This window comes from Streptococcus mitis, from assembly GCF_901542415.1.
Classification (GTDB): domain Bacteria; phylum Bacillota; class Bacilli; order Lactobacillales; family Streptococcaceae; genus Streptococcus; species Streptococcus mitis_BL.
In genome coordinates this window covers 2,113,158-2,134,463 of sequence record NZ_CABEHV010000004.1, presented here as the reverse complement: position 1 = coordinate 2,134,463, position 21,306 = coordinate 2,113,158, and the positions used below count along the sequence as shown (strand labels likewise).

General features: G+C 40.9%; 20 protein-coding genes and 3 pseudogenes. 1 reads left to right on the top strand and 22 read right to left on the bottom strand.

Going from position 1 to position 21,306, the window contains the following annotated elements:
* The 20 genes and pseudogenes from clpX to FQT24_RS10695 all read right to left on the bottom strand — a co-directional run.
* Positions 1 to 1,223: pseudogene (gene clpX, locus FQT24_RS10800) on the bottom strand (ATP-dependent Clp protease ATP-binding subunit ClpX); the annotation flags it as partial.
* Positions 1,224 to 1,259: 36 nt separating this feature from the next.
* Positions 1,260 to 1,430, bottom strand: a complete 171-nt coding sequence (locus FQT24_RS10795) for a hypothetical protein (RefSeq protein ID WP_000442260.1) — start codon at positions 1,428 to 1,430, stop codon at positions 1,260 to 1,262.
* Positions 1,430 to 1,937: pseudogene (locus FQT24_RS10790) on the bottom strand (dihydrofolate reductase). The gene FQT24_RS10795 and the pseudogene FQT24_RS10790 overlap by 1 nt, the downstream one beginning before the upstream one ends.
* 132 nt (positions 1,938 to 2,069) lie before the next feature.
* Positions 2,070 to 2,586: pseudogene (locus tag FQT24_RS10785) on the bottom strand (Dps family protein).
* 342 nt (positions 2,587 to 2,928) lie between these two features.
* Entirely contained in the window at positions 2,929 to 4,506 is a 1,578-nt protein-coding gene (lytC, locus tag FQT24_RS10780) for a choline binding-anchored murein hydrolase LytC (RefSeq protein WP_143951809.1), read from the bottom strand.
* 34 nt (positions 4,507 to 4,540) lie between these two features.
* A complete protein-coding gene (gene tpiA / locus FQT24_RS10775; protein ID WP_143951808.1) occupies positions 4,541 to 5,299 on the bottom strand; it encodes a triose-phosphate isomerase in 759 nt (252 codons plus the stop codon).
* A 97-nt stretch (positions 5,300 to 5,396) separates the two neighbouring features.
* Positions 5,397 to 6,074, bottom strand: coding sequence for a DnaD domain-containing protein (locus tag FQT24_RS10770; RefSeq protein ID WP_143951807.1), 678 nt, complete (start codon positions 6,072 to 6,074; stop codon positions 5,397 to 5,399).
* Positions 6,075 to 6,082: 8 nt separating this feature from the next.
* The gene (gene metA, locus FQT24_RS10765) at positions 6,083 to 7,027 is read right to left on the bottom strand and encodes a homoserine O-acetyltransferase MetA (protein WP_042750438.1); all 945 of its coding nucleotides are present in this window, start codon (positions 7,025 to 7,027) and stop codon (positions 6,083 to 6,085) included.
* Positions 7,028 to 7,209: 182 nt separating this feature from the next.
* Positions 7,210 to 7,722: an adenine phosphoribosyltransferase gene (locus FQT24_RS10760; protein ID WP_001049318.1), complete on the bottom strand. Its 513-nt coding sequence runs from the start codon at positions 7,720 to 7,722 to the stop codon at positions 7,210 to 7,212.
* A gap of 86 nt (positions 7,723 to 7,808) precedes the next feature.
* Positions 7,809 to 8,534, bottom strand: a complete 726-nt coding sequence (locus tag FQT24_RS10755) for a class I SAM-dependent methyltransferase (RefSeq protein ID WP_260666715.1) — start codon at positions 8,532 to 8,534, stop codon at positions 7,809 to 7,811.
* A gap of 510 nt (positions 8,535 to 9,044) precedes the next feature.
* Positions 9,045 to 9,734: a 50S ribosomal protein L1 gene (gene rplA / locus FQT24_RS10750; protein ID WP_001085675.1), complete on the bottom strand. Its 690-nt coding sequence runs from the start codon at positions 9,732 to 9,734 to the stop codon at positions 9,045 to 9,047.
* Positions 9,735 to 9,941: 207 nt separating this feature from the next.
* The gene (rplK, locus tag FQT24_RS10745) at positions 9,942 to 10,367 is read right to left on the bottom strand and encodes a 50S ribosomal protein L11 (RefSeq protein WP_001085807.1); all 426 of its coding nucleotides are present in this window, start codon (positions 10,365 to 10,367) and stop codon (positions 9,942 to 9,944) included.
* 228 nt (positions 10,368 to 10,595) lie between these two features.
* Positions 10,596 to 11,312, bottom strand: a complete 717-nt coding sequence (gene ldcB / locus FQT24_RS10735) for an LD-carboxypeptidase LdcB/DacB (protein ID WP_143952999.1) — start codon at positions 11,310 to 11,312, stop codon at positions 10,596 to 10,598.
* 2 nt (positions 11,313 to 11,314) lie between these two features.
* Positions 11,315 to 11,785 carry an HIT family protein gene (locus FQT24_RS10730; protein ID WP_143952998.1) on the bottom strand — a complete coding sequence of 157 codons (471 nt, stop codon included), beginning with the start codon at positions 11,783 to 11,785 and terminating at the stop codon, positions 11,315 to 11,317.
* 1 nt (position 11,786) lies between these two features.
* The gene (locus tag FQT24_RS10725) at positions 11,787 to 12,824 is read right to left on the bottom strand and encodes a M42 family metallopeptidase (protein WP_143952997.1); all 1,038 of its coding nucleotides are present in this window, start codon (positions 12,822 to 12,824) and stop codon (positions 11,787 to 11,789) included.
* A 97-nt stretch (positions 12,825 to 12,921) separates the two neighbouring features.
* Positions 12,922 to 14,247, bottom strand: coding sequence for a branched-chain amino acid transport system II carrier protein (brnQ, locus tag FQT24_RS10720; RefSeq protein WP_185952572.1), 1,326 nt, complete (start codon positions 14,245 to 14,247; stop codon positions 12,922 to 12,924).
* A 172-nt stretch (positions 14,248 to 14,419) separates the two neighbouring features.
* Positions 14,420 to 14,707, bottom strand: coding sequence for a rhodanese-like domain-containing protein (locus FQT24_RS10715; protein ID WP_124787814.1), 288 nt, complete (start codon positions 14,705 to 14,707; stop codon positions 14,420 to 14,422).
* A gap of 205 nt (positions 14,708 to 14,912) precedes the next feature.
* Positions 14,913 to 15,491, bottom strand: a complete 579-nt coding sequence (locus FQT24_RS10705; RefSeq protein ID WP_143952995.1) for a uracil-DNA glycosylase family protein — start codon at positions 15,489 to 15,491, stop codon at positions 14,913 to 14,915.
* Positions 15,492 to 15,544: 53 nt separating this feature from the next.
* Positions 15,545 to 16,945 carry a dipeptidase PepV gene (pepV, locus tag FQT24_RS10700; protein ID WP_143952994.1) on the bottom strand — a complete coding sequence of 467 codons (1,401 nt, stop codon included), beginning with the start codon at positions 16,943 to 16,945 and terminating at the stop codon, positions 15,545 to 15,547.
* A gap of 12 nt (positions 16,946 to 16,957) precedes the next feature.
* Positions 16,958 to 17,563: a nitroreductase family protein gene (locus tag FQT24_RS10695; protein WP_125852142.1), complete on the bottom strand. Its 606-nt coding sequence runs from the start codon at positions 17,561 to 17,563 to the stop codon at positions 16,958 to 16,960.
* A gap of 171 nt (positions 17,564 to 17,734) precedes the next feature.
* On the opposite strand from FQT24_RS10695, the gene FQT24_RS10690 reads away from it, so the two are divergent.
* Entirely contained in the window at positions 17,735 to 18,535 is an 801-nt protein-coding gene (locus FQT24_RS10690) for an amino acid ABC transporter substrate-binding protein (protein WP_143952993.1), read from the top strand.
* Between the two features lie 67 nt (positions 18,536 to 18,602).
* On the opposite strand, the gene FQT24_RS10685 is transcribed toward FQT24_RS10690, so the two are convergent.
* Positions 18,603 to 19,436, bottom strand: coding sequence for a metallophosphoesterase family protein (locus tag FQT24_RS10685; RefSeq protein WP_143952992.1), 834 nt, complete (start codon positions 19,434 to 19,436; stop codon positions 18,603 to 18,605).
* Positions 19,426 to 21,273, bottom strand: a complete 1,848-nt coding sequence (uvrC, locus tag FQT24_RS10680; RefSeq protein WP_125411014.1) for an excinuclease ABC subunit UvrC — start codon at positions 21,271 to 21,273, stop codon at positions 19,426 to 19,428. The genes FQT24_RS10685 and uvrC overlap by 11 nt, the downstream gene beginning before the upstream one ends.
* Between the last annotated feature and the right edge of the window lie 33 nt (positions 21,274 to 21,306).

Sequence of the window (21,306 nt, the reverse complement as noted above, 5' to 3'; positions counted from 1 at the left end):
TAGGATTGGTTTATCTGTTCCATCGACAGCTTCTTTAGTGATGCGGACCAATTTCACATTTTTCCTGACTCGGTACTTCAAACATGACATCTAGCATGGTTTCTTCGATAATCGAGCGAAGACCACGCGCACCGGGTTTGCGTTCGATGGCCTTATTTGCAATCTCTTGAAGGGCTTCGTCGTCAAACTCCACTCGACATCATCATAAGAAAGCAAGGTTTGGTACTGTTTCACCAAAGCATTTCTTTGGCTCTTTCAAGAATACGAACCAAGTCATCCACTGTCAATTGCTCAAGAGCAGCAAAGACAGGCAAGAGTCCAATCAACTCAGGGATAATACCAAATTTTTGAATATCTTCTGCGATGATTTCTTGCATGTAAGAGCTGTTTTCATCAATTGCTTTATTATTTTGACCAAATCCGATGACTTTTTCTCCCAGACGTTGTTTGACGATTTCTTCAATACCATCAAAAGCACCACCCACGATGAAGAGGATATTTTTAGTATCCACTTGAATCATCTCTTGTTGCGGATGCTTGCGTCCACCTTGAGGCGGAACACTAGCAACGGTCCCCTCGATAATCTTGAGAAGGGCTTGTTGCACACCTTCACCAGAAACATCACGTGTGATCGATACGTTCTCGCTCTTCTTAGCAATCTTGTCAATTTCATCCACGTAGATAATCCCACGCTCTGCACGTTCAATATTAAAGTCAGCAGCCTGCAATAGTTTGAGGAGGATATTTTCCACATCCTCACCAACATAACCAGCCTCAGTAAGAGCTGTTGCATCCGCAATCGCAAAAGGCACATTCAAGCTCTTAGCCAAGGTCTGGGCCAGGAAAGTTTTCCCTGAACCAGTTGGGCCAATCATCAAGATGTTTGACTTCTGCAAATCCACATCTTCCGACTCTTCACGCGTATCGTGGAAATTGATGCGTTTGTAGTGGTTGTATACTGCTACTGCTAAAGCACGTTTGGCACGATCTTGACCGATTACATAGTGGTTCAAGATATGGAGGAGTTCGATTGGTTTTGGAACTTCAGACAAGTCTGCCAAGACTTCTTCCGCCAACTCCTCTCGAATGATTTCCTGAGCCAACTCCACACATTCATTACAGATAAAGGCGTTGTTGCCTGCGATTATTTTTTGTACTTCTTCTTGGCTTTTGCCACAAAATGAGCAATAAACCATCATATCATTATTCCTATTTGTAGGCATGATTTCCTTCCGTTCTATTCTATACTGTCATTCTATCTAAAATAAGGTCATGTAAAAAGCATGGATACTATTGACCAAATTGGTAAAGGCATTTAACCAGAGCAGGACAGAAAGTCCATAACGCTTTTTACGAAAAGCCTGTGCTCCTGCAAGCAAGCAGACCAAACACAGCATGGCTGTGAAAAAACCAAATATACTACGTTCCATTAGACTTCCTTTCTCTTGCGGTATTGGATGGTAAAATCATAAGGATTTTTCTCATCTTTGGTATAGGATTTGCTTGAAACTGTCTCAAAAAGAGACAAATCAAACTCCTCAGGGAAATAGGTATCTCCCTCCACCCGAGCATGAATTTGAGTCACAATTACTTCGTCAAGGTAGGGTTCAAAAGCCTGAAAAATTTGCTTCCCACCGATAATATAAAGATTCTTTTCTTGAGCCTGATACCAGTCCAAGACAGACTGGACATCCTGAAAAGTAGTAACCCCGTCTATCTTTTCTTCAGAATTACGCGTCAAAATCAGAGTTTCCCGTTGTGGAAGCAAGCGACGCCCCATCCCATCAAAGGTCACACGCCCCATCAAGATAGCATGATTCAGAGTTGTTTTCTTTGAAGTGTTGCAGTTCTGCTGGCAAATGCCAAGGCAGGCGATTTCCCTTACCAATCACACCCTCTTCATCCTGGGCCCAAATAGCTACGATTTTCTTAGTCATGCTTCCATCCTTTTCACTGATAGTACTATTTTATCAAAAAACTCAAAAAAAAGACTGGTTTGGAATAGCTTACAGAATAGAAAAAAATCTGTAAGAGGCATCCTACAGATTTTTATATGATTATTCTATTTCTTACAAACCAGGTGCTTGTCCAAGTTCTGCGGCAAGCATCCAGATTGTTTATCAGTTCAGTTTTAGCATCTGTAAAGATACCGTTTGTCACATCGTCACCTTCTTCATCAGTAACATCCAAACCTTTTTGGAAGAGTTCTGACAAGTAACGGTAGATAGCAAGGACACGTTCCAAGCTTTCTTCAACATTACGGTATTCACCAGCTTCTTCTTCGATTTCACTGTTTTGAAGGAATTCTGTCAATGTAGAGAATGGGCTACCACCAAGTGTGATCAAACGCTCACTGATTTCATCCAATTGACCATCAAGAGCATCCATGTACTCATCCATTTTTGGATGCCATACAAGGAAACCACGACCACGCATGTACCAGTGTACTTGGTGCAAAGCAACGTGGGCTACGTACAAATCAGCAACAGCTTGATTCAATACTTCCTTTGTTTTCGCCAATGCTACTGGCGCTGATTTTGTCAATGTTGTTACGTCTTTTACTGCTTCTTTTTTAAATTCTACCATTTTCTTTACCTCATTCATTATTTTTTGTAACCACTTCTTAATGATTACTACCTTAGTATACTACTAAGAAAAACCAATAGCAAGCCAAAAGACTCACATGAGAAAAGTTGCAATAGACTGATAATTTAAGAATTATTTAGAGATTTTTTGATTAATACTTAATGAAGATCAAACTAGAAATCTAGCCGCAGGTTGCTCAAAGTACAGCTTTGAGGTTGCAAATAAAACCGACGTGGTTTGAAGAGATTTTCGTAGAGTATAAATTTCATACCCCTTTGCTTCAGTAAAATAAAGAAAAAGAGGATGCAAATTTCTTGCACACTCCTTTCTCAACTTTATATCTTAATACCAGACGCTAACATCAACATGACCCCTAATCCCTTTAAGAGAGTCAGATGAAGTATATTGCCATCCTTTTTCTCCTGAATAATGAGGATTATTCCAATCAAGCACATCCGTATAGGCTGCAACCCAGTTGACATGTTGTAAAATATCTGGATGATTCAAACGAGTTTGCAAGAGTTGACGATAGCTATAAACTTTCACATTTTGATAACCAGCCTGCTTCATTGTTGTCATATACTTATTGATAATCTTGACCCAGATTCCAGTATCATTTGAAGCTCTCTTTGTTTTATTGACATATTCCCAGTTCTCAACATCATAGTAGATTGGATAAGACAAGTTCATCTTGTATTTCTTCAAGAGTTCAATAGTCTGTTTGGCATCATTCTCAGCATCTGTTTCATTTTCGGCATAGGTATAAAGATAAACACCATAAGGAATGCCTAGTCGATTCAATTCTTGAATATTATAAGCCAATTCCTTATCTTCTACACCACTATATCCCAAGCGAACAATGACGCCATCAACTCCATTTTCCTGGATAACCTTTTTCCAATCACTAATGCGACCATTATGTTCACTGACATCAATAACCTTCTTAGCACGATCTGTTCCAACCTGTTCTTCACGATGGTTAAAGAAATAACGGTGGCCGTTTCGATAAACCCAACCAACATTCAAGGCTTTCTTTTCTTTCAGTTCCCCTGAATCAGCAAAAGTATAGCGAGTATCGTCCATCACTAACTCACCAGTCGCCATAGCACCACTTTCAGTAAGATAGTAATTACCTTGCCACTCATCTTGAGCCATGTAGCCCCACTTCTTGAAATAGTACCACTTGCCATCAATCTTTTGCCACTGTTCATTAGCGTAAGAACCATCTGCCTTAAGATAGAACCAAGTCTTATAATGCTTATCGTAAAGCCATTCGTTTTGCATCATGGCACCTTGACCATTCAAGAAATAATTTCCTTGCCACTGACTTTTAGCCATAGAGCCCCATTTCTTGAAATAATACCATTTACCATTAATTTTCTGCCATTCTTGATTTGCATAAGAACCGTCTATCTTGAGGTAGAACCAGCTATTATAATTGTTATCGTAAACCCATTCATTTTTAGCCATGTAACCACCCATTTTGAGGTAATAGTTTCCATGCCATTCTTTTTGGGCATAACGACCATCTGATTTTATATAGAACCAACTACTGTAGCTAGTATCGAAAATCCACTCACTCTTCGCTTTGGAACCATCAGCTTTTACATAGAAATCTCCTTCCCAGTGTGCTGATGTTAAATTTGGCTTACTTTCTTCTTTCTGACTACTACTAGCTCGCGTCTCTTTTACTTCTTCCATCTTCTCTTCTTCTTTTTGACTTGTAGTCGTTTCTGATTTCTTTTCTTCTACCTTGCTAGAAGAATCTTGAACTCTGCTTCCTTCCGAAGATGATTTCACTTCAGTTTCATTTGCAGCGACATGACTAACTGCCAAGCCCAGTAAACAGAGACTTGCTAATCCAATTTTTCCAATCTTGATTTTCAATCTTTCTTCTCCTATAAAAAATGGAACAGACATCTTGAATGCTGTTCCACCTAGCTTTTGCTACTGATTATTTTACAAAGTCAAGCAAAGCCAAGAAGCTTTCTGCTTCAAGTGACGCACCACCTACAAGGGCACCGTCAACATCTGGGCAAGCCATGTATGAAGCAACGTTTTCAGGTTTAACAGAACCACCGTATTGAACACGAACTTTGTCTGCAACTTCTTGACCAAAGTCAGCAGCTACAACGTCACGAACAACTTTACACATTTTTTGTGCATCGTCTTGTGAAGCTGATTTACCAGTACCGATAGCCCAGATTGGCTCGTAAGCGATAACTGATGCAGCAACTTGTTCAGCAGTCAATCCAGCCAATGCAGCAGATACTTGAGCACCTACGAATTCAGCAGCTTTACCAGCTTCGTAAGTTTCAAGTGACTCACCACAACAGATGATTGGAAGCATACCGTTTGCAAAGATTGCTTTTGCTTTTTTGTTGATATCTTCGTCAGTTTCATGGAAGTAGTCACGGCGTTCTGAGTGACCGATAACAACATAGTCAGTACCGATTTCTTTCAAAACTTGTGGGCTAGTTTCACCAGTGAAAGCACCTGCATTTTCAAAGTAGCAGTTTTGAGCAGCAACTTTGAGGTTTGAACCTTTAGCAGCAGCAAGAACAGCTGTCAAATCAAGAGCTGGAGCTGCGATACCTGCTTCAACAAGATCTGATGAAGGAAGTTTTGATGCAACTGCTTCAACGAATACTTTAGCTTCTTCTGGATTTTTGTTCATTTTCCAGTTACCAGCGATAAATGGTTTACGTGACATTTCACATACCTCTTTTTTCAATTTATTTTCTATTTATTTTATCACAATTATACACAGCTTGCAAATCTTACTCGGATTTCAAGCCTGCTTGTATGGATTAATCCTTCCAAAGATCCATGGCATTTCTGAAATCTGCAGATACCTGTGTCAACTGAGGATTGCTTGCTTCTCTTTCTGCCCGCTTAGCCTCGATTTGAGCCACACTTTTGATACCTTCATGGCGCCAGTTTCTCAAAATCGCCTGAATGTACTTCCAGTTTGCTTTTCCATTCAAAACAGCTTCACGAAGAGCTTCCTTAATCAAGTCAGCACTGGTTCCATCTTCCTTTAGTGTCTTGGTCAAATCTTCAATCTCAAAAGGTGTCAACAAGCGTCCTAATTCCTGCTGGAAGGTTTCCACCAAATCTTTGAGCTGATTTTGAGATGTCAACTGGTCTGAACTCGAATGAGCGGCTCCAAGCAAATTATCCAAACGTTCCAAAGCCAAACTAGCATCAAAAAGCAATTCAATTTCGCCATTCAATTCGATCGTTCGATACTGAAGTAGTCCCCTCTCCGTCAGATTGGAAATAGCCTGATTGACATCCGAAATTTCCTTGCCAATCCTTTCAGCAATCTGGCTTGGGGACATTTCTTCCAAACCTGTCGTATTTTGCAAATAGAAAAATTGCCAGACCAGAAAATCGTCGCTGGAAGGAAATAGTTCCTTAAAATGCAAGAGCAGGGCACTCGGTAAAACCAAGTTCCCTGATTTAAAAGCGTCTAAATATGTCATAATTCCTCTTATAAATACCCAAATGCAGATGCATCATCTTCTATTTTTCTCCAGTCAAAAGGTGTTTCCTGATAGACGGCATAGTTCACCCAGTTACTGAAAAAGAGGGCTGCTGATGAAGACCAACAAAGACAAGGTGTCTGGTTGACATCATCATCCTTAAAGTAATTTTCTGGAATATGTGGATCTAAACCTGCATCACGATCTCGGAAATATTCATTTGCCAAGGTATCACGATCATATTCCAAATGCCCAAAACTATAAATTTCTCGTAAATCACGACTAGCCAAAATCGAAACTCCAACCTGAGGACCCTCTGATAAAATCTCGAGATTGGTTTTATTTAAGACCTCTTCCTTAGAAATCTCCGTGTGCCGAGAATGAGGGGATACATAGCTATCGTCAAAGCCTCTAAAGAGAAGGTGTCCTTCTTTTAAAGTATCCTGAGGATAGATACCTGATAATTTACTGTCCATCTGGTATTTTTCCACCCCATAACGCAGATAAAGACCAGCCTGGGCACCCCAGCAGATATGAAGCGTCGAATAGACGTGGGTCTTGGACCACTCGATTACCTGACTGAATTCCTCCCAATAGTCCACTTCCTCAAATGGTAAATGCTCAACTGGAGCACCCGTGATAATCATGCCATCAAAATACTCGTCCTTAACTTCAGGAAAAGTTTTATAAAAGGTCTCCATGTGCTCTGAACGAGTTGTCTTAGAGCGGTGGCTTTCCATATAGAGAAAATCAATATCCAGTTGCAGGGGTGTATTAGCCAAGTGGCGCAACAACTGGGTCTCTGTGACCATTTTCTGTGGCATGAGATTTAAAATTAAAATCTTCAAGGGACGAATATCTTGGTGTGCAGCACGTTGATCATCCATGACAAAGATATTCTCTGTCCGTAAAATCTCAACAGCTGGCAATTTTTTATCAATTCGAATAGGCATAACCCTCTCCTAACTGTACTCTTTCAGGAATAATTGCTTGTGTTTAGAGTTAAAATGTAAACACTTGTTTCCTTTATTATACTGTAAGAAGATATAGTTTTCAATTATAGTTTTTCTCTAACTAGCTATAGTCTATTTTTATATCCTAATGTAGAGAAAACAGCCCTAGGGACTGTTTTTCATTAATAATGCATAAGAACTTTGTAATCGTAGTCACCGATTTTTTCACGACCGTTCAATTCATCCAATTCAACAAGGAAGGCACAACCTGCTACAACACCACCAAGTTTTTCAATCATCTCGATAGTTGCCTTAACAGTTCCACCTGTTGCCAAGAGGTCATCTACGATAAGAACACGTTGACCTGGCTTAATGGCATCAGCATGCATAGTTAAGGTATCAACCCCGTACTCTTTTTCATAGTCAGCAGAAATAACTTCGCGTGGCAATTTACCTGGCTTACGAACAGGTGCAAAACCAATTCCCAACTCAAAGGCAACTGGACAGCCCACGATAAAACCACGAGCTTCAGGCCCTACGATCATATCAATTTTCTTGTCAGTAGCATATTGAACGATTTCACGAACAGCATAGCTATAAGCATTTCCATCAGCCATCAAAGGACTGATATCACGGAAGGTAATTCCTTCCTTCGGATAATTTTCAATTGTTGCAATGTAATCTTTTAAATTCATCTTTTTCTTTCTTTCAAAGTTTTTTACTCTCTATTATAGCATATTTTTTAAGAAAGAAAAAAGGAAAAGTTAACTTCAATAATTATCTAACGATTTGACGATTTATAACTAGCCATAGCAATAAAGCCCAATTTCTGTTTATTTTTAGCGAACATTTTATACATAGTTAAAAACTGCTTTCTATTCTCCTTTTTACAAGCATTTACACAAATTTTTAAGGTTCCTAGCCAACCTTCGTCATAAATCATACCTGATAATTTCATTAATGTCATTTCACCAGTCAATACTTTCACATCACGATAACCTGATTCTATCATCACCTGTTCCCAACCATCTTGAGTTAAAGGACCTACATTTACATGAATTGCTTGTGATAATTCCTGTCTGACAGACTCTTTAGCTTCCTTAAGAAGCACATCATGTGTCAAGAGAAGACCTTCAGGTTTTAAAACCCTTAGATACTCCATTACACATTTTTTCTTAGCTTGATCGGCTTGCATAGTCAGCATAGCTTCATTTATAACAATATCAAAACTAGCATCTTCATAAGGAAGTTTCATTGCATTTGCTCTTTCAAATCTGATCAAATGATCAACACCTGCCGTTTCAGCAGATTTTTTAGCCACTTCTAGAGCTTGAGCATCCATATCAACAGCAGTTATCTTGCAACCAAAACGCTGTGCCAACTCAATTGCTGTAGTTCCCCTATTACAAGCAACTTCTAGTATTCTCTTTTCTTTTGAAAATCCTCCTTCCGCAATTAACCAATCTGTGGCACGTTTTCCACCTGGACGTAAGCGTTTTTTCCCCAGTTTTGCTTAAAACTTATGACCTGCTTCTGACATTTGAACACCTCTATTTTTTCTTTATTATAACATAAAATTATATTATCTGACAATTCTAATCTATTATTTGATAAACTAGAATCAAAAGCACACAAGCTGCCATGACTATAGCATAAATCTATTAATCACCTCTCTAATTCGAATTCAATTGCTCACCTAGTTTACGCATATAGGTTACGACTACATATTTGTACTTTAGATTTGCTGATCTCCTTATCCGCTATATATCACGTGCCTATTCGTATAGCCAAGATTTCTCTATCTCTTCCTCTGCCGATTCTTATTTCCAGCGTCAGACTTAAACAGTCTATCCTAATGCCGTTCGATAAGCTACTCACAATAGTTAGACTTGGGAATAACTTTTGGGTTTACTAGTATATAATCCTCGCAGAGAACTTACACCTCAGATGAACGGAATGTTCATAGTACCTAAAAAAACGAGCACTTTCGTACTCGTTCTCTGATATAAACTACTGATTAAAGTGAGTTTACGTCAACTTTGATACCAACACCTTGAGTAGTTGTGATAGTCAAGTTTGTTACGTAAGTTCCTTTAGCTGTAGCTGGTTTTGCTTTTTGGATTGTTTCGTTGAAAGCTTTGAAGTTTTCAACCAATTTTTCAGCTTCAAATGATACTTTACCGATGATAGCTTGAACGTTACCTGCACGGTCTGCACGGTAAGTGATTTTACCACCTTTAGACTCTTCAACTGCTTTAGCAACATCCATAGTTACAGTACCAGTTTTAGGGTTTGGCATCAAGTTACGTGGTCCAAGGACACGTCCAAGACGTCCAACAAGAGCCATCATGTCAGGTGTAGCGATAACTACGTCGAAGTCCAACCAACCGTCGTTGATTTTAGCAACAAGGTCATCTTCACCAACAAAGTCTGCACCAGCAGCTTTTGCTTCTTCAGCTTTTGCACCACGTGCGAAAACAAGAACGCGTGAAGTTTTACCAGTACCGTTTGGCAATACCATTGCTCCACGGATTTGTTGGTCAGCTTTTTTAACGTCGATGTTCAAGTTGTAAGCAACTTCTACAGTTGCGTCAAATTTTGCAAAGTTAGTTTCTTTTGCAAGTGCTACAGCTTCTTCTACGCTGTATGCTTTTGTGCTGTCAATTTTCTCAAGAGCAGCACGAAGTTGTTTGCTTTTTTTAGCCATTTTCTATTCTCCTTGTAAGTGGTTCAATCGATTTTCATCTCCCACGTCACTTCTCGAAATGATGAAGTCTTGCGGGTTATCAGTCTATTATTTTTCTTTTCCTACTTCGTTAAGTTCCCTTGCTGTACCCAAGTACAAGCTTCAGTCACTTGCCTAGTATGAAAAGCAACTAATAGACTGCTGTGAGATTTTCTACTATGTTATTGATTAGTCAACAACAGTGAATCCCATAGAACGAGCAGTACCTTCGATCATACGCATTGCAGACTCTACGTTTGCTGCGTTCAAATCTGGCATCTTAGTTTCTGCAATTTCTTGTACTTGTGCACGAGTAACTGTAGCAACTTTAGTTTTGTTAGGTGTACCTGATCCTTTTTCAACACCTGCAGCTTTTTTCAAAAGAACAGCAGCTGGTGGTGTTTTAGTGATGAAAGTAAATGATTTATCTTCGTAAACTGAGATAACAACTGGAATAATCATACCAGCTTGGTCAGCTGTACGAGCGTTGAACTCTTTTGTGAATCCCATGATGTTGATACCAGCTTGACCAAGAGCAGGTCCAACCGGTGGAGCTGGTGTAGCTTTACCAGCAGGGATTTGCAATTTTACAAGTTTTTCGACTTTTTTAGCCATTTTTAAATCCTCCTTTGTGGTTTTGGCGGTAATTAAAGATTTTTACCTCCCACAAGTATGCTTTACACATACTTATCTATTATACACTATTTATCTGTAATTGCAAGAGAAAAGTTTATTTTTTATACTCAATGAAAATCAAAGAGCAAACTAGGAAGCTAGCCGCAGGCTGTACTTGAGTACGGTAAGGCGACGCTGACGTGGTTTGAATTTGATTTTCGAAGAGTATTAATTGACATAATCTCCACCTTCAAATCCGTAGTACTCTTCCAAACTGAGACCACTCTCAGCAATTTCTTTTGCTTCTTTTCCGACATAACGAAGGTGCCATTCTTCAGCCATATATCCCGTTTCTTTTTCTTTACCTTTGAGATAACGGACAACAAAGCCATAATCAGCCGCATGGTCCAAGAGCCATTGAGCCGCTTTTTCTTCTGTTACTAAATCACCATCAGTCCCAATAACATCAAAGGCCAAGCCAGTTTGGTGTTCGCTATATCCAGGACGGGCAGAGTAACGGTCAGCTGCTTCCTTCCCATCTTGGTTGACATAATCTTGATAGAGCTTGTTCTGAGTTTCATAACTTCTAAAACCACTATAATGATCACTGATTGGAAAACCTGCCTCTTGCATAGCTTTGATGAGTTTGACCAACTCAGCCTTGGCTGTTGGATTTTCCCCTGGATTGTAGTCTTTTGACAATGGATAGTGTTTATTGGCTACGATGATTTCATCGTATTTCCCTTGGATGCTGTAGTAGTCTCCTTTATTGACCACTTCTGCTTTTTTCTGGGCAGCTCCTTGAGGCTTACTTCCGACTGTTCCATCAGCTTTAGCTGTTTGTTCTGTCTTAGCTGCTCCATCTTCATTTTTTGCTTTTTCTTGTGAACAAGCTGCTAGACTCAAGGCTAGCAAAGCTGTCAAGATAAGGTATCTTTTTTTCATTTCTACTCCTTTATTTCTAATAGTTTATCTACTTCTAACGATAAATGTTTGACTAATCTTTTCATCTCATCCGGTTTTGCTTGGCAGGTTTCTGCTGTCATTTCTTCAAAGGGAACCCACCAGACTGGCCCACGCCCCTTGAGACCGTGACCATTCATATCACCTGTTCGTCTAGGGAAAAGATGCCAGTGGAGATGGGCATCGCCATTTCCTAAAAGTTCAATATTCATTTTCTCGGCAGCAAAGGACTTGGCAACTGCCTCTTGGACTAAACTCATTTCCTCTAGAAAACGGATTCTAGTTTCCTTCTCTAAATGATGCAATTCTGTAACGTGTTCCTTGGCTAAAAAGAGACTATAGCCTGCAAAATACTGGTGGTCTCCAATCACAAGATAGCCTGTTTCTAGTTCTCTCACAAAATAGGGATTTTCTCCCTTCTTAATGAGCTCAATTCTCTGGCAAATCAGACACATATCAATCTACCAATGCACTCTTAAGGTAAGCATCGACCATTCGTTCTGTTGCGACCACCGAGTCAATATGAGTACGTTCATATGAGTGACTAGATTCGATACCAGCACCGAGAAGGGCGTGTTTGACTTCTGCACCTGCAGACATAGCCGCTGAAGCGTCCGAACCATAAAATGGATAGATATCCAGTTTAAATGGAATATCTTGCTCTTTAGCCAAATCAACCAAATGTTGACGGAAGTCATAGTGATAAGGACCTGAAGCATCCTTTACACAGATAGATACTGTGTACTCATCTGTTTGCTGGTCATCTCCCATAGCTCCCATATCCACAGCCAGATATTCTACTACCTGAGCAGGGATATTAGAGTTAGCACCGTGTCCCACCTCTTCAAAAACTGAAAAAGCAAAATGGGTTGTTATTGGCAATTCAATCTTCTCTTCCTTATATATACGAAGTAGGTTAAGCAAAATCGCTGCGCTAACCTTATCGTCCAAATGACGAGACTTGATAAAGCCTGTCTCTGTCACGAAAGTTCGTGGGTCAAAGCTGATAAAATCGCCGACCTCAATGCCAAGAGCACGAGTTTCTTTTTCATTGGTTACTTTGGCGTCCAAACGCACTTCCATATTGTCCTGCGTGCGTTCTGCAGTTCCTGCATCCTTGTAGACATGGCAAGAAGTTTGGTGGATGAGGATGGTTCCTGATACTTTTTGACCTGTGCTAGCCACATGAACGGTACAGTTTTCACCTTCAATCATGTTCCAAGGAAAACCACCGATACGGTCCATTTTAAGACGACCGTCTGGTTTGACAGCACGGACAATGGCCCCCAGCGTATCAACATGGGCAGTCACATAGCGATGCTCTTCATCATTTTGACCTTTGATGGTCACATTGACACCGCCCTTGGCTGTACGAACCGGCTGGTAACCAAAACCGTCTAGAGTCTTGACTAAATAGTCCGAAATCTCTCGAGTGAAGCCCGTTGGCGACGCAATGGCTGTCAGTTCTTTGATATATTCTACTGTTTGATTCATTTCTTCACCTCTTTTGCTACCTATTATAACACATTTATCATCGGATAAAAAAAGAAAATCACTCCTGTAGACTTAGCTACAAGAGTGATTTTAATGATTATTCCATTTCAAAAACATCGCTTTCTTGCTTGTTTGGTAGAACCAATGAGAGCAAGATTCCGACAACGGCTGGTACTAACCATGGAAGTGATGCCTTGGCAAAAGGAAGAGCGTTGACAAGGTTTGCAAGAAACTCAACTTTAAATGAGCTTCCTAGTACGCTTGCAATAGCAATAGCTGTAACAACAGCAATTGTCAACTGCATACCTGGTTTTGAAAGGGCAACAAATTTGTTGACAATGACAATCATAACGATGGCAATCGTGATTGGGTACAAAATAACCAGTACTGGAATGGAGTACTTGATAATCGCATCAAGACCTAAATTGGCAATAGCAAATCCAATCAAGGTAAAGGCTGTCGCATAAACTTTATAGCTGATTTGTGGGAAACGTTCATTAAAGAACTCAGCTGTTGACACAATCAAACCAACCGTTGTTGTGAAGCAGGTTACGGTAACCATAGCTGCAAGGAAGAGTTGGGCTGTTGAGCCAAAGATTTCTTGAGTAGCTTGTGACAAGATGTAAACACCTGGTGTTCCACCCTTCATCGCTTCAGCTGGTACTGGGAAATGATTTCCAAGGAAACCTAAACCGATGTAAAGAGCGCTGAAGGCAAGGGCAACAACGATACCAACCACCCAAATAGTTGAAATGTATTCTTTCTTACTTGAAAACCCAAGTTGTTTCAAGGTTTGAACTGCGATTACACTAAAAGCAACTGAAGCAAGGGCGTCCAAGGTATTGTAACCTTCTAGGAAACCTGTACCAAATGCAGAAGCTTGATAAGCAGCTGACGCAGCTTGAGGGCTTGTTCCACCGTATTTGATAGCTCCTAGAACAACCAAGATAACAATCAAAATCGCAAAGACTGGTGTTAAAATACGACCGATACGGTCTAAGATTTTTGATGGATTAAGCGAGATTAGATACGCTGCCGCAAAGTAAAGAAGGGTAAAGACAATCAAGCCTAGACCTTTATTTGCATCCGACAGAAGGGGGCTAATACCTACTTCGTAAGCCGTTGTAGCAGTACGTGGGATAGCAAAGAATGGGCCAATTGACAAATAGAGAACTACGAGGTACAGAGTCGCAAACCAAGGCGCTATCTTTGTTGAAATCTCGTGAATATATCCTTTAGGATTTAGCGTTCCAATAATAAGGGTCAAGACGGCGATACCGACGCCTGAAAAGACAAAACCTGCGATGGCAGGAAGAAAATGTTCTCCAGATAAAGCACCTAGAGAAGGCGGAAAAATCAAGTTTCCCGCACCAAAAAATATTCCAAACAGGAGCAAACCTGTTAGGGCACCTTTTTTAGCCATGAAAATCTCCTTCATATTTATAAAATACTGACCTAGTATACCACGATTGGGAGTCTGAAAAAAGCAACACGAAGCAAAATGTTAAATGTTTTTAAAATTCTAAAAAGTATGAATTATCTAAAAATAAAACTCTCCTACCCAGTCTACACCAAGTAGGAGAAAATTCTTACGTTTAGAGTTCTTCAAAGGCAGTCATACCACCTTGTACATTGATAACATTATAACCTTGTTCTGATAGGAATTGGCAAGCACGCGCTGATCTCATTCCAGCTTTACAAATGACATAATGCAACTGATCCTTGTCCAACTGATCATAGCTATCAGCTAATTGACTAAGCGGTAGGTTGTGGGCACCTTCTAAATGAAGAGTTTCAAATTCATCCACTTCTCTCACGTCCACTAGAGAAAGTTGGTCGTTTTGATAAAGTTGGTAAAATGCGTCAAAGGTAATTTCTTTCATTCTTTTTCTCCTAATACTCTTCGAAAATCTCTTCAAACCACGTCAGCGTCACCTTACCGTAGGTATGGTTACTGACTTCGTCAGTTTTATCCACAACCTCAAAACAGTGTTTCGAGCTGACTTCGTCAGTTCTATCCACAACCTCAAAACTGTGTTTTGAGCAACCTACGGCTGGCTTCCTAGTTTGCTCTTTGATTTTCATTGACTATAAAATGGTTTTAATTCTTTTTTTCAAATCTGGCACCACTTCTGACTCAAACCAAGGATTTTTGGCCATCCAGATTTGATTTCGTGGTGAAGGGTGAACTAGTGGAAAATAGGTTGGCAAGTAGTTCTGGTAATGTTTTACCCGTTCTGTTACCTTGCCACTAACTTTCTCCCGTAAATAGTAGGCTTGGGCATACTGGCCAATCAAGAGGGTCAACTGAATATCGGGCAATTCTCGCAAGAGCTGCGGATGCCATTTTTCTGCAAAACCCGCTCGCGGTGGTAAATCACCTGACTTGCCATGGCCTGGAAAGTAGAAATCCATAGGCAAAACAGCAAAATAACCTGAATTGTAAAAGGTATCTTCATCCACACCTAACCAGTCCCGCAAACGGTCACCACTTTTGTCCTTCCAGTAAAGGCCTGCTTCTTGGGTTTTAAGACCAGGCGCTTGACCGATGATATTGATGCGAGCAGTCTTTGGCGCTGCAAAGAGAGGCTCAATGCCACGCTTTGTATAGTCGACATTCTGTGGATCCGCCATAATAGCCTGCTTGATTCTTTCAATTTGAGACATCTACTTTCCCTCCAAAAAGAAGTCTAAGCATAAGATCTCAGACTTCTATCGTTTTATTTGATCAATTCATAAATAGCTTCGGCATAAATTGCTGCTGCTCGGAAGAGATCATCCAAGGCGATAAATTCATTGGCTTGGTGCATGGTATCAATCGAGTCTGGGAACATAGCACCGTAGGCAACACCTCGTTCGAGCAAGCGACCAAAGGTTCCACCACCGATGACTTGCTCATGACCTTTAAGGCCAGTTTGTTTTTCATAAACATTCAACAAGGTTTGCACAAGTGGATCTTCCATTGGCACGTAGTGAGGCGTATGTCCATGTTCAGAGAGGCTAACAGAAGCAACTGGCAAGTTTTCAAGGATTGACTTGATTTGCTCTGGACTTGTTCCTTTTGGATAGCGGATATTAAGGGCAATGGTATTATCAGCACTTGTTTCATCGAAGCGGAAGACACCCGCATTCATAGAAAGAGTACCCATCTTTTCATCCACATGGGCAATCTTGAGATTTTCACCCTCATGGTCGTTCAAGAGAATCTTACCAGCGATGTCAAGGTAGTCTTTGGATGGACCAGCAAAGTCAAACTGGCTGAGGAAGAGAGCTAGGTAGGTTGCACCATTGACACCTGAAGCAGGCATAGCACCGTGGGCTGATTTACCAATGATCGTCACCTTGTATTGGCCGTTTTCTTCTTGGAGTTCTCCTCTAAGTTTGTGTTCTGCAACAAAAGCATCTAGTTTAGCTTGCAAGTCAGTCAAATCTCCTGAAACAACCGCTGTTGCTGATTCAGGCACCATATTTTCACGCAAACCACCTGTGAAGCTATGAAGACGGGCATCACCTGCATTTTCACCTGCAAAGTGGAGGTATTCAGTAATATTTCCTTTTTCACCGTTGATGATAGGGAACTCAGCGTCTGGAGAGAAACCAAAGTCTGGCTTGGCAAGTCCTACGTGCTCGAAGTAGTAGTCCATATCTGCCCAGCCTGATTCTTCGTCTGTTCCGACGATGAAGCGGACTTTCTTAGAAGTTGGAAGCCCCAATTCTTTGATGATTTTCAAGCCATAGTAACAAGCTGTTGTAGGACCCTTATCATCAGAAGCACCACGCGCATAAAGGCGACCATCTTTAATAGTTGGTGTGTAAGGGTCTGTGTCCCAACCGCTACCAGCTGGCACCACGTCCATATGGGCAAAGATTCCGAGAACTTCTTCTCCATCACCAAACTCAAAATGTCCTGCATAGTTATCAACATTCTTAGTTGGGTAGCCATCACGGTCTGCGATTTCAAGGAATTTCTCCAAGGCTTTTACTGGACCAGGTCCAAATGGATGCTGGGCATCAGCCTTGCTGTCATCACGTTCTGAGTTGATTTCCAAAAGGCTAAACAAGTCAGCCAAGAGGTCTTCTTTGCGTTTTTCTACTTCTGCTGTAAAATCAATTGCTGTCATATTATCTTCCTTCTATCTTTTCTCGATGATTTCATCTACTGGCAAGCGGTAGCTTGGTTCCAATTTTTCGTCTGTATAGCCTACCGTAATCAAAAGTTCTGGGCGGAAACGGTCTTCGATGTCCAAAACTTCGTTGACTTTTGATTTGTCAAAACCAAGAATCAGATTTGATCCGATTCCTTGGTCTGTAAGAGCGAGAACCAAGTTCATAGCAACCAAACCTGCATTGAGGGCTAGGTAGTCGCTGACTTGTTGTTCATTGTAACGGGCAAATTCCGCAGGCAAATTTTTCATGAAGTATTGAAGTTGTTCTTCTGAGAAATTTTTAGCACCACCGACACGGGCAATCTTGCGGGCACGTTTAGCCAGATCTGTGTCTGTAAACAAGGCAATAGTTACAGGCGCTGATGATACCTGCTCAAAGTTGGAACCGTAAGCCAATTTTGCCAGTTCAGCATTTTTCTCACGAACGACCACAAATTTCCAAGGCTGACTATTGTGGGCACTTGGAGCCAAGGTTGCGATTTCGATAGCCGTACGCACATCTTTTGGATCAACTGACTTATCAGTGAAATGCTTGGTCGCATGACGTTTTTTATTTAATTCAAGAAATTTCATAATCGATTTCCTTTTCTAATTCTACTGCTTCCATTCTACCATAATTTGAAAGAGCTTGCAGGGATTTTTCATGATTAAGTTTTTTTATCACAGCCATAAAAAATATATATTGGTTCATCGGGAAAGTTTCTGATAAACTAACAGATAACTTTACATTTGAATGGAGACATTATGAAAAAATTTAGCCTATTACTAGCCATCCTACCATTTTTGGTTGCCTGTGGAAATCAAGCTACACCTAAAGAGACTAACTCTCAAAAAACAATCGTCGTTGCTACAGCTGGTGATGTGCCGCCATTTGACTACGAAGACAAGGGCAATCTGACAGGATTCGATATTGAAGTTCTAAAAGCAGTAGATGAAAAACTCAGCGACTACGAAATTCAATTTCAAAGAACCGCCTGGGAGAGTATCTTTCCAGGACTTGATTCTGGTCACTATCAGGCTGCAGCCAATAACTTGAGTTACACAAAAGAGCGTGCTGAAAAATACCTTTACTCACTTCCAATTTCGAACAATCCCCTCGTCCTTGTCAGCAACAAGAAAAATCCTCTGACTTCACTTGACCAAATCGCTGGCAAAACAACGCAAGAGGATACTGGAACTTCAAACGCTCAATTCATCAATAACTGGAATCAAAAACACACTGACAATCCCGCTACTATCGATTTTTCTGGAGAGGATATCGGTAAACGAATCTTAGACCTCTCTAACGGTGAATTTGATTTCCTAGTTTTTGACAAGGTATCGGTTCAAAAGATTATCAAGGACCGTGGCTTAGATCTCTCAGTCGTTGATTTACCTTCTGCCGATAGCCCCAACAACTATATCGTTTTCTCAAACGACCAAAAAGAGTTTAAAGAGAAATTTGATAAAGCGCTCAAAGAACTCTACCAAGATGGAACCCTTGAAAAACTCAGCAATACTTATCTAGGTGGTTCTTATCTCCCAGATAAATCTCAGTTACAGTAAGATATACTAAAAGCGATTGGATCAGCCAATCGTTTTTTTAGTTTGCATTGGTTATTTTAGGAAACTCTTACAAAAAATCAAAAAAATTCTTCACATCTTCTACATACCCATGCTTTTCTATTAAGCTTGCTAAAAGTTCCAGATTGTGCCCCTGATAGTTGTCTTCTCTTCGTAGCTCTTCATACATTTCGATAAAGGGAAGCCCCTTGGACTTGGCCAATTCTAACTCCGCTTCATAATCATAAGCGACTTTACGAAATTGGATATTGAGTAATTCCCCATCTTCAACTTCTATCACGGCATACTGGGCACGGTGATTTTTTAACGCCTCCCAATTAAAATAGGGCATACCAATCGAACCTGGATTGATGATTTGTTGCCCTTGACTGCCATAACGAAGCAACTGCTTGTGAACATGACCATAGACTGCCACGTCGGTTTCATCATCTAGGAGTTGGTCAAATTTCTCCGTATCATTATCAACCAGTAGGTCCCCACCATAGTTTTTGTCAGGTAAATTATGAGAGAGAGAAAAGCGCAGTCCGTCAACTTCTTTCTTTTCTAGCAAAGGCAAGCTTCGTAGCCAGACAATCGTTGCAGGATCCATTCGCTCCATCAAAAACTGGGTCATTCGCATTGACTGGATTTCTTGTGGATGTTCCAAACCATATTCACCATCCAAGGCCTCAAGGACACAATCATCCCAATTGCCTCGAACACTGGCTGTTATAGGAAGGTCCTTTAACAGGGCGACCAAGTCATTTGCACCGGGACCGGGAAGAAAAATATCTCCCAGAAGCCAGTATTCACTGACTCCTTGATTTTTAGCATCTGCAATCACTGCTTCTAGGGCAGTTGTATTGCCATGAATATCTGATAAAATTGCGATTTTATGGTTCATTGTGGTTTCCTTCCGTTTGATAATCTACTCTTTCTTCCGCCACTTGAGCTAATTCCTCTTCTTCCTGCGGGTTCAACTTCCTCTGTACAGCCTCTGCAACCGTTCTAGGTACTCCAACATCAACAATCTCATCCACACTGGCTTCCTTGATTTTGCTCAAAGACTTGAAATGCTTCATGAGATTCTGCTTGCGTTTAGGTCCCAGCCCTTCAATTCCATCCAGTTGTGATGAAAAAGAATTTTTGGAGCGCAGTTGACGGTGGAAAGTAATAGCAAAGCGGTGGACCTCATCTTGGATACGTTGGAGCAGGAAAAATTCCTGAGAATTGCGAGACAACTCCACCACCTCAAGTGGATCTCCAAAAAGTAATTCATGGGTTTGGTGCTTGTCATTTTTTTGCAAACCTGCAATGGGAATATCCAGACCCAGTTCCTCTTGTATGACTTGCTTGGCGATATTGACTTGACCTTGTCCCCCATCGATGACAATCAAATCTGGAGGAGTCAAACCGTCACGCTGTACTCGACCATAGCGCCTGCGAATGACTTCTCTCATACTCGCATAGTCGTCTGGCCCGACTACGGTCTTGATTTTATACTTACGGTAATCTTTCTTACTTGGTTTGCCGTTGACAAAGACCACCATGGCTGAAACAGGACTGGTCCCCATGATATTAGAGTTATCGAAGGATTCGATGCGGACTGGGGTCGGTATTTGGAGCAAACGACCTAGATTTTCAATAGCTCCTTGTGTCTTTTCGACAGATTTCTCTAACAGGTTGAACTTCTGCTCTAGACTGACTCGAGCATTCTTTATAGCCAAATTGACCAGTTGCTTTTTCTCACCACGCTGGGGTTTGAGAATCTTAGTATCCACTAAGACCTTGACGGCTTCTTCGTCAATATCCTGCGGAATCAGCACCTCATTAGGAACTAGGTGAGATTTTTCTTGATAGAATTGTCCCACATAGGTCAAGAAATCCTCATCCGGATCATTGTAGTAGGGAAAGAGATTGACATCGCGCTCAATGAGTTTTCCCTGACGGACAAAGAAAACCTGAACACACATCCATCCCTTGTCCACATAGTAGCCAAAGACATCCCGATTTTGGAGATCCTTAGCCATGACCCGCTGCTTGGTTCGAAGCGTTCCAATCGCCTGAATCAGATCACGGTATTCCGCCGCACGTTCAAACTCCATAGCTTGGGCTGCCGCTGCCATTTTGCCCTTTAGGTCATCGATGATTTTGTCATCCTGCCCTTTTAGGAAATCAGAAACCTCCTGAGCCATGGACTTGAAATAGGCCTCATCTTTCTTACAGATGGTGTGGGCCATACATTGGCCGATATGGTAGTAGAAACAGACCTTAGACGGTGGATTTGTACACTTTCTAAAAGGGAAAATCCGATCCAGTAATCGCTTGATTTCATTGGCTGCCCCCACATCTGGATAGGGTCCAAAGTAGAGTCCCCCGTCTTTCTTGACCTGACGAGTGATAATCAAGCGAGGATAGCGCTCATTGGTGATTTTGATGAAGGGATAGGACTTATCATCCTTGAGCATAATATTGTACTTAGGCTTATTTTCCTTGATCAGGTTGATTTCTAGGAGAAGTGCCTCAATATTAGACTCCGTAACAATAAATTCAAAATCCACAATTTCAGATACCAGAGCCTCTGTTTTGGTATCGTGACTTCCACGGAAATAGGACCTCACGCGATTACGCAGATTTTTAGCCTTTCCTACATAGATAATGGTACCGTTTTTATCCTTGTGAATGTAGCAACCAGGGCTGGTCGGCAGGAGCTCTAGTTTTGATTTAATCAAGTTGTTCATAGTTCCATTATAGCAAAAAAGTAGGGAAAGATA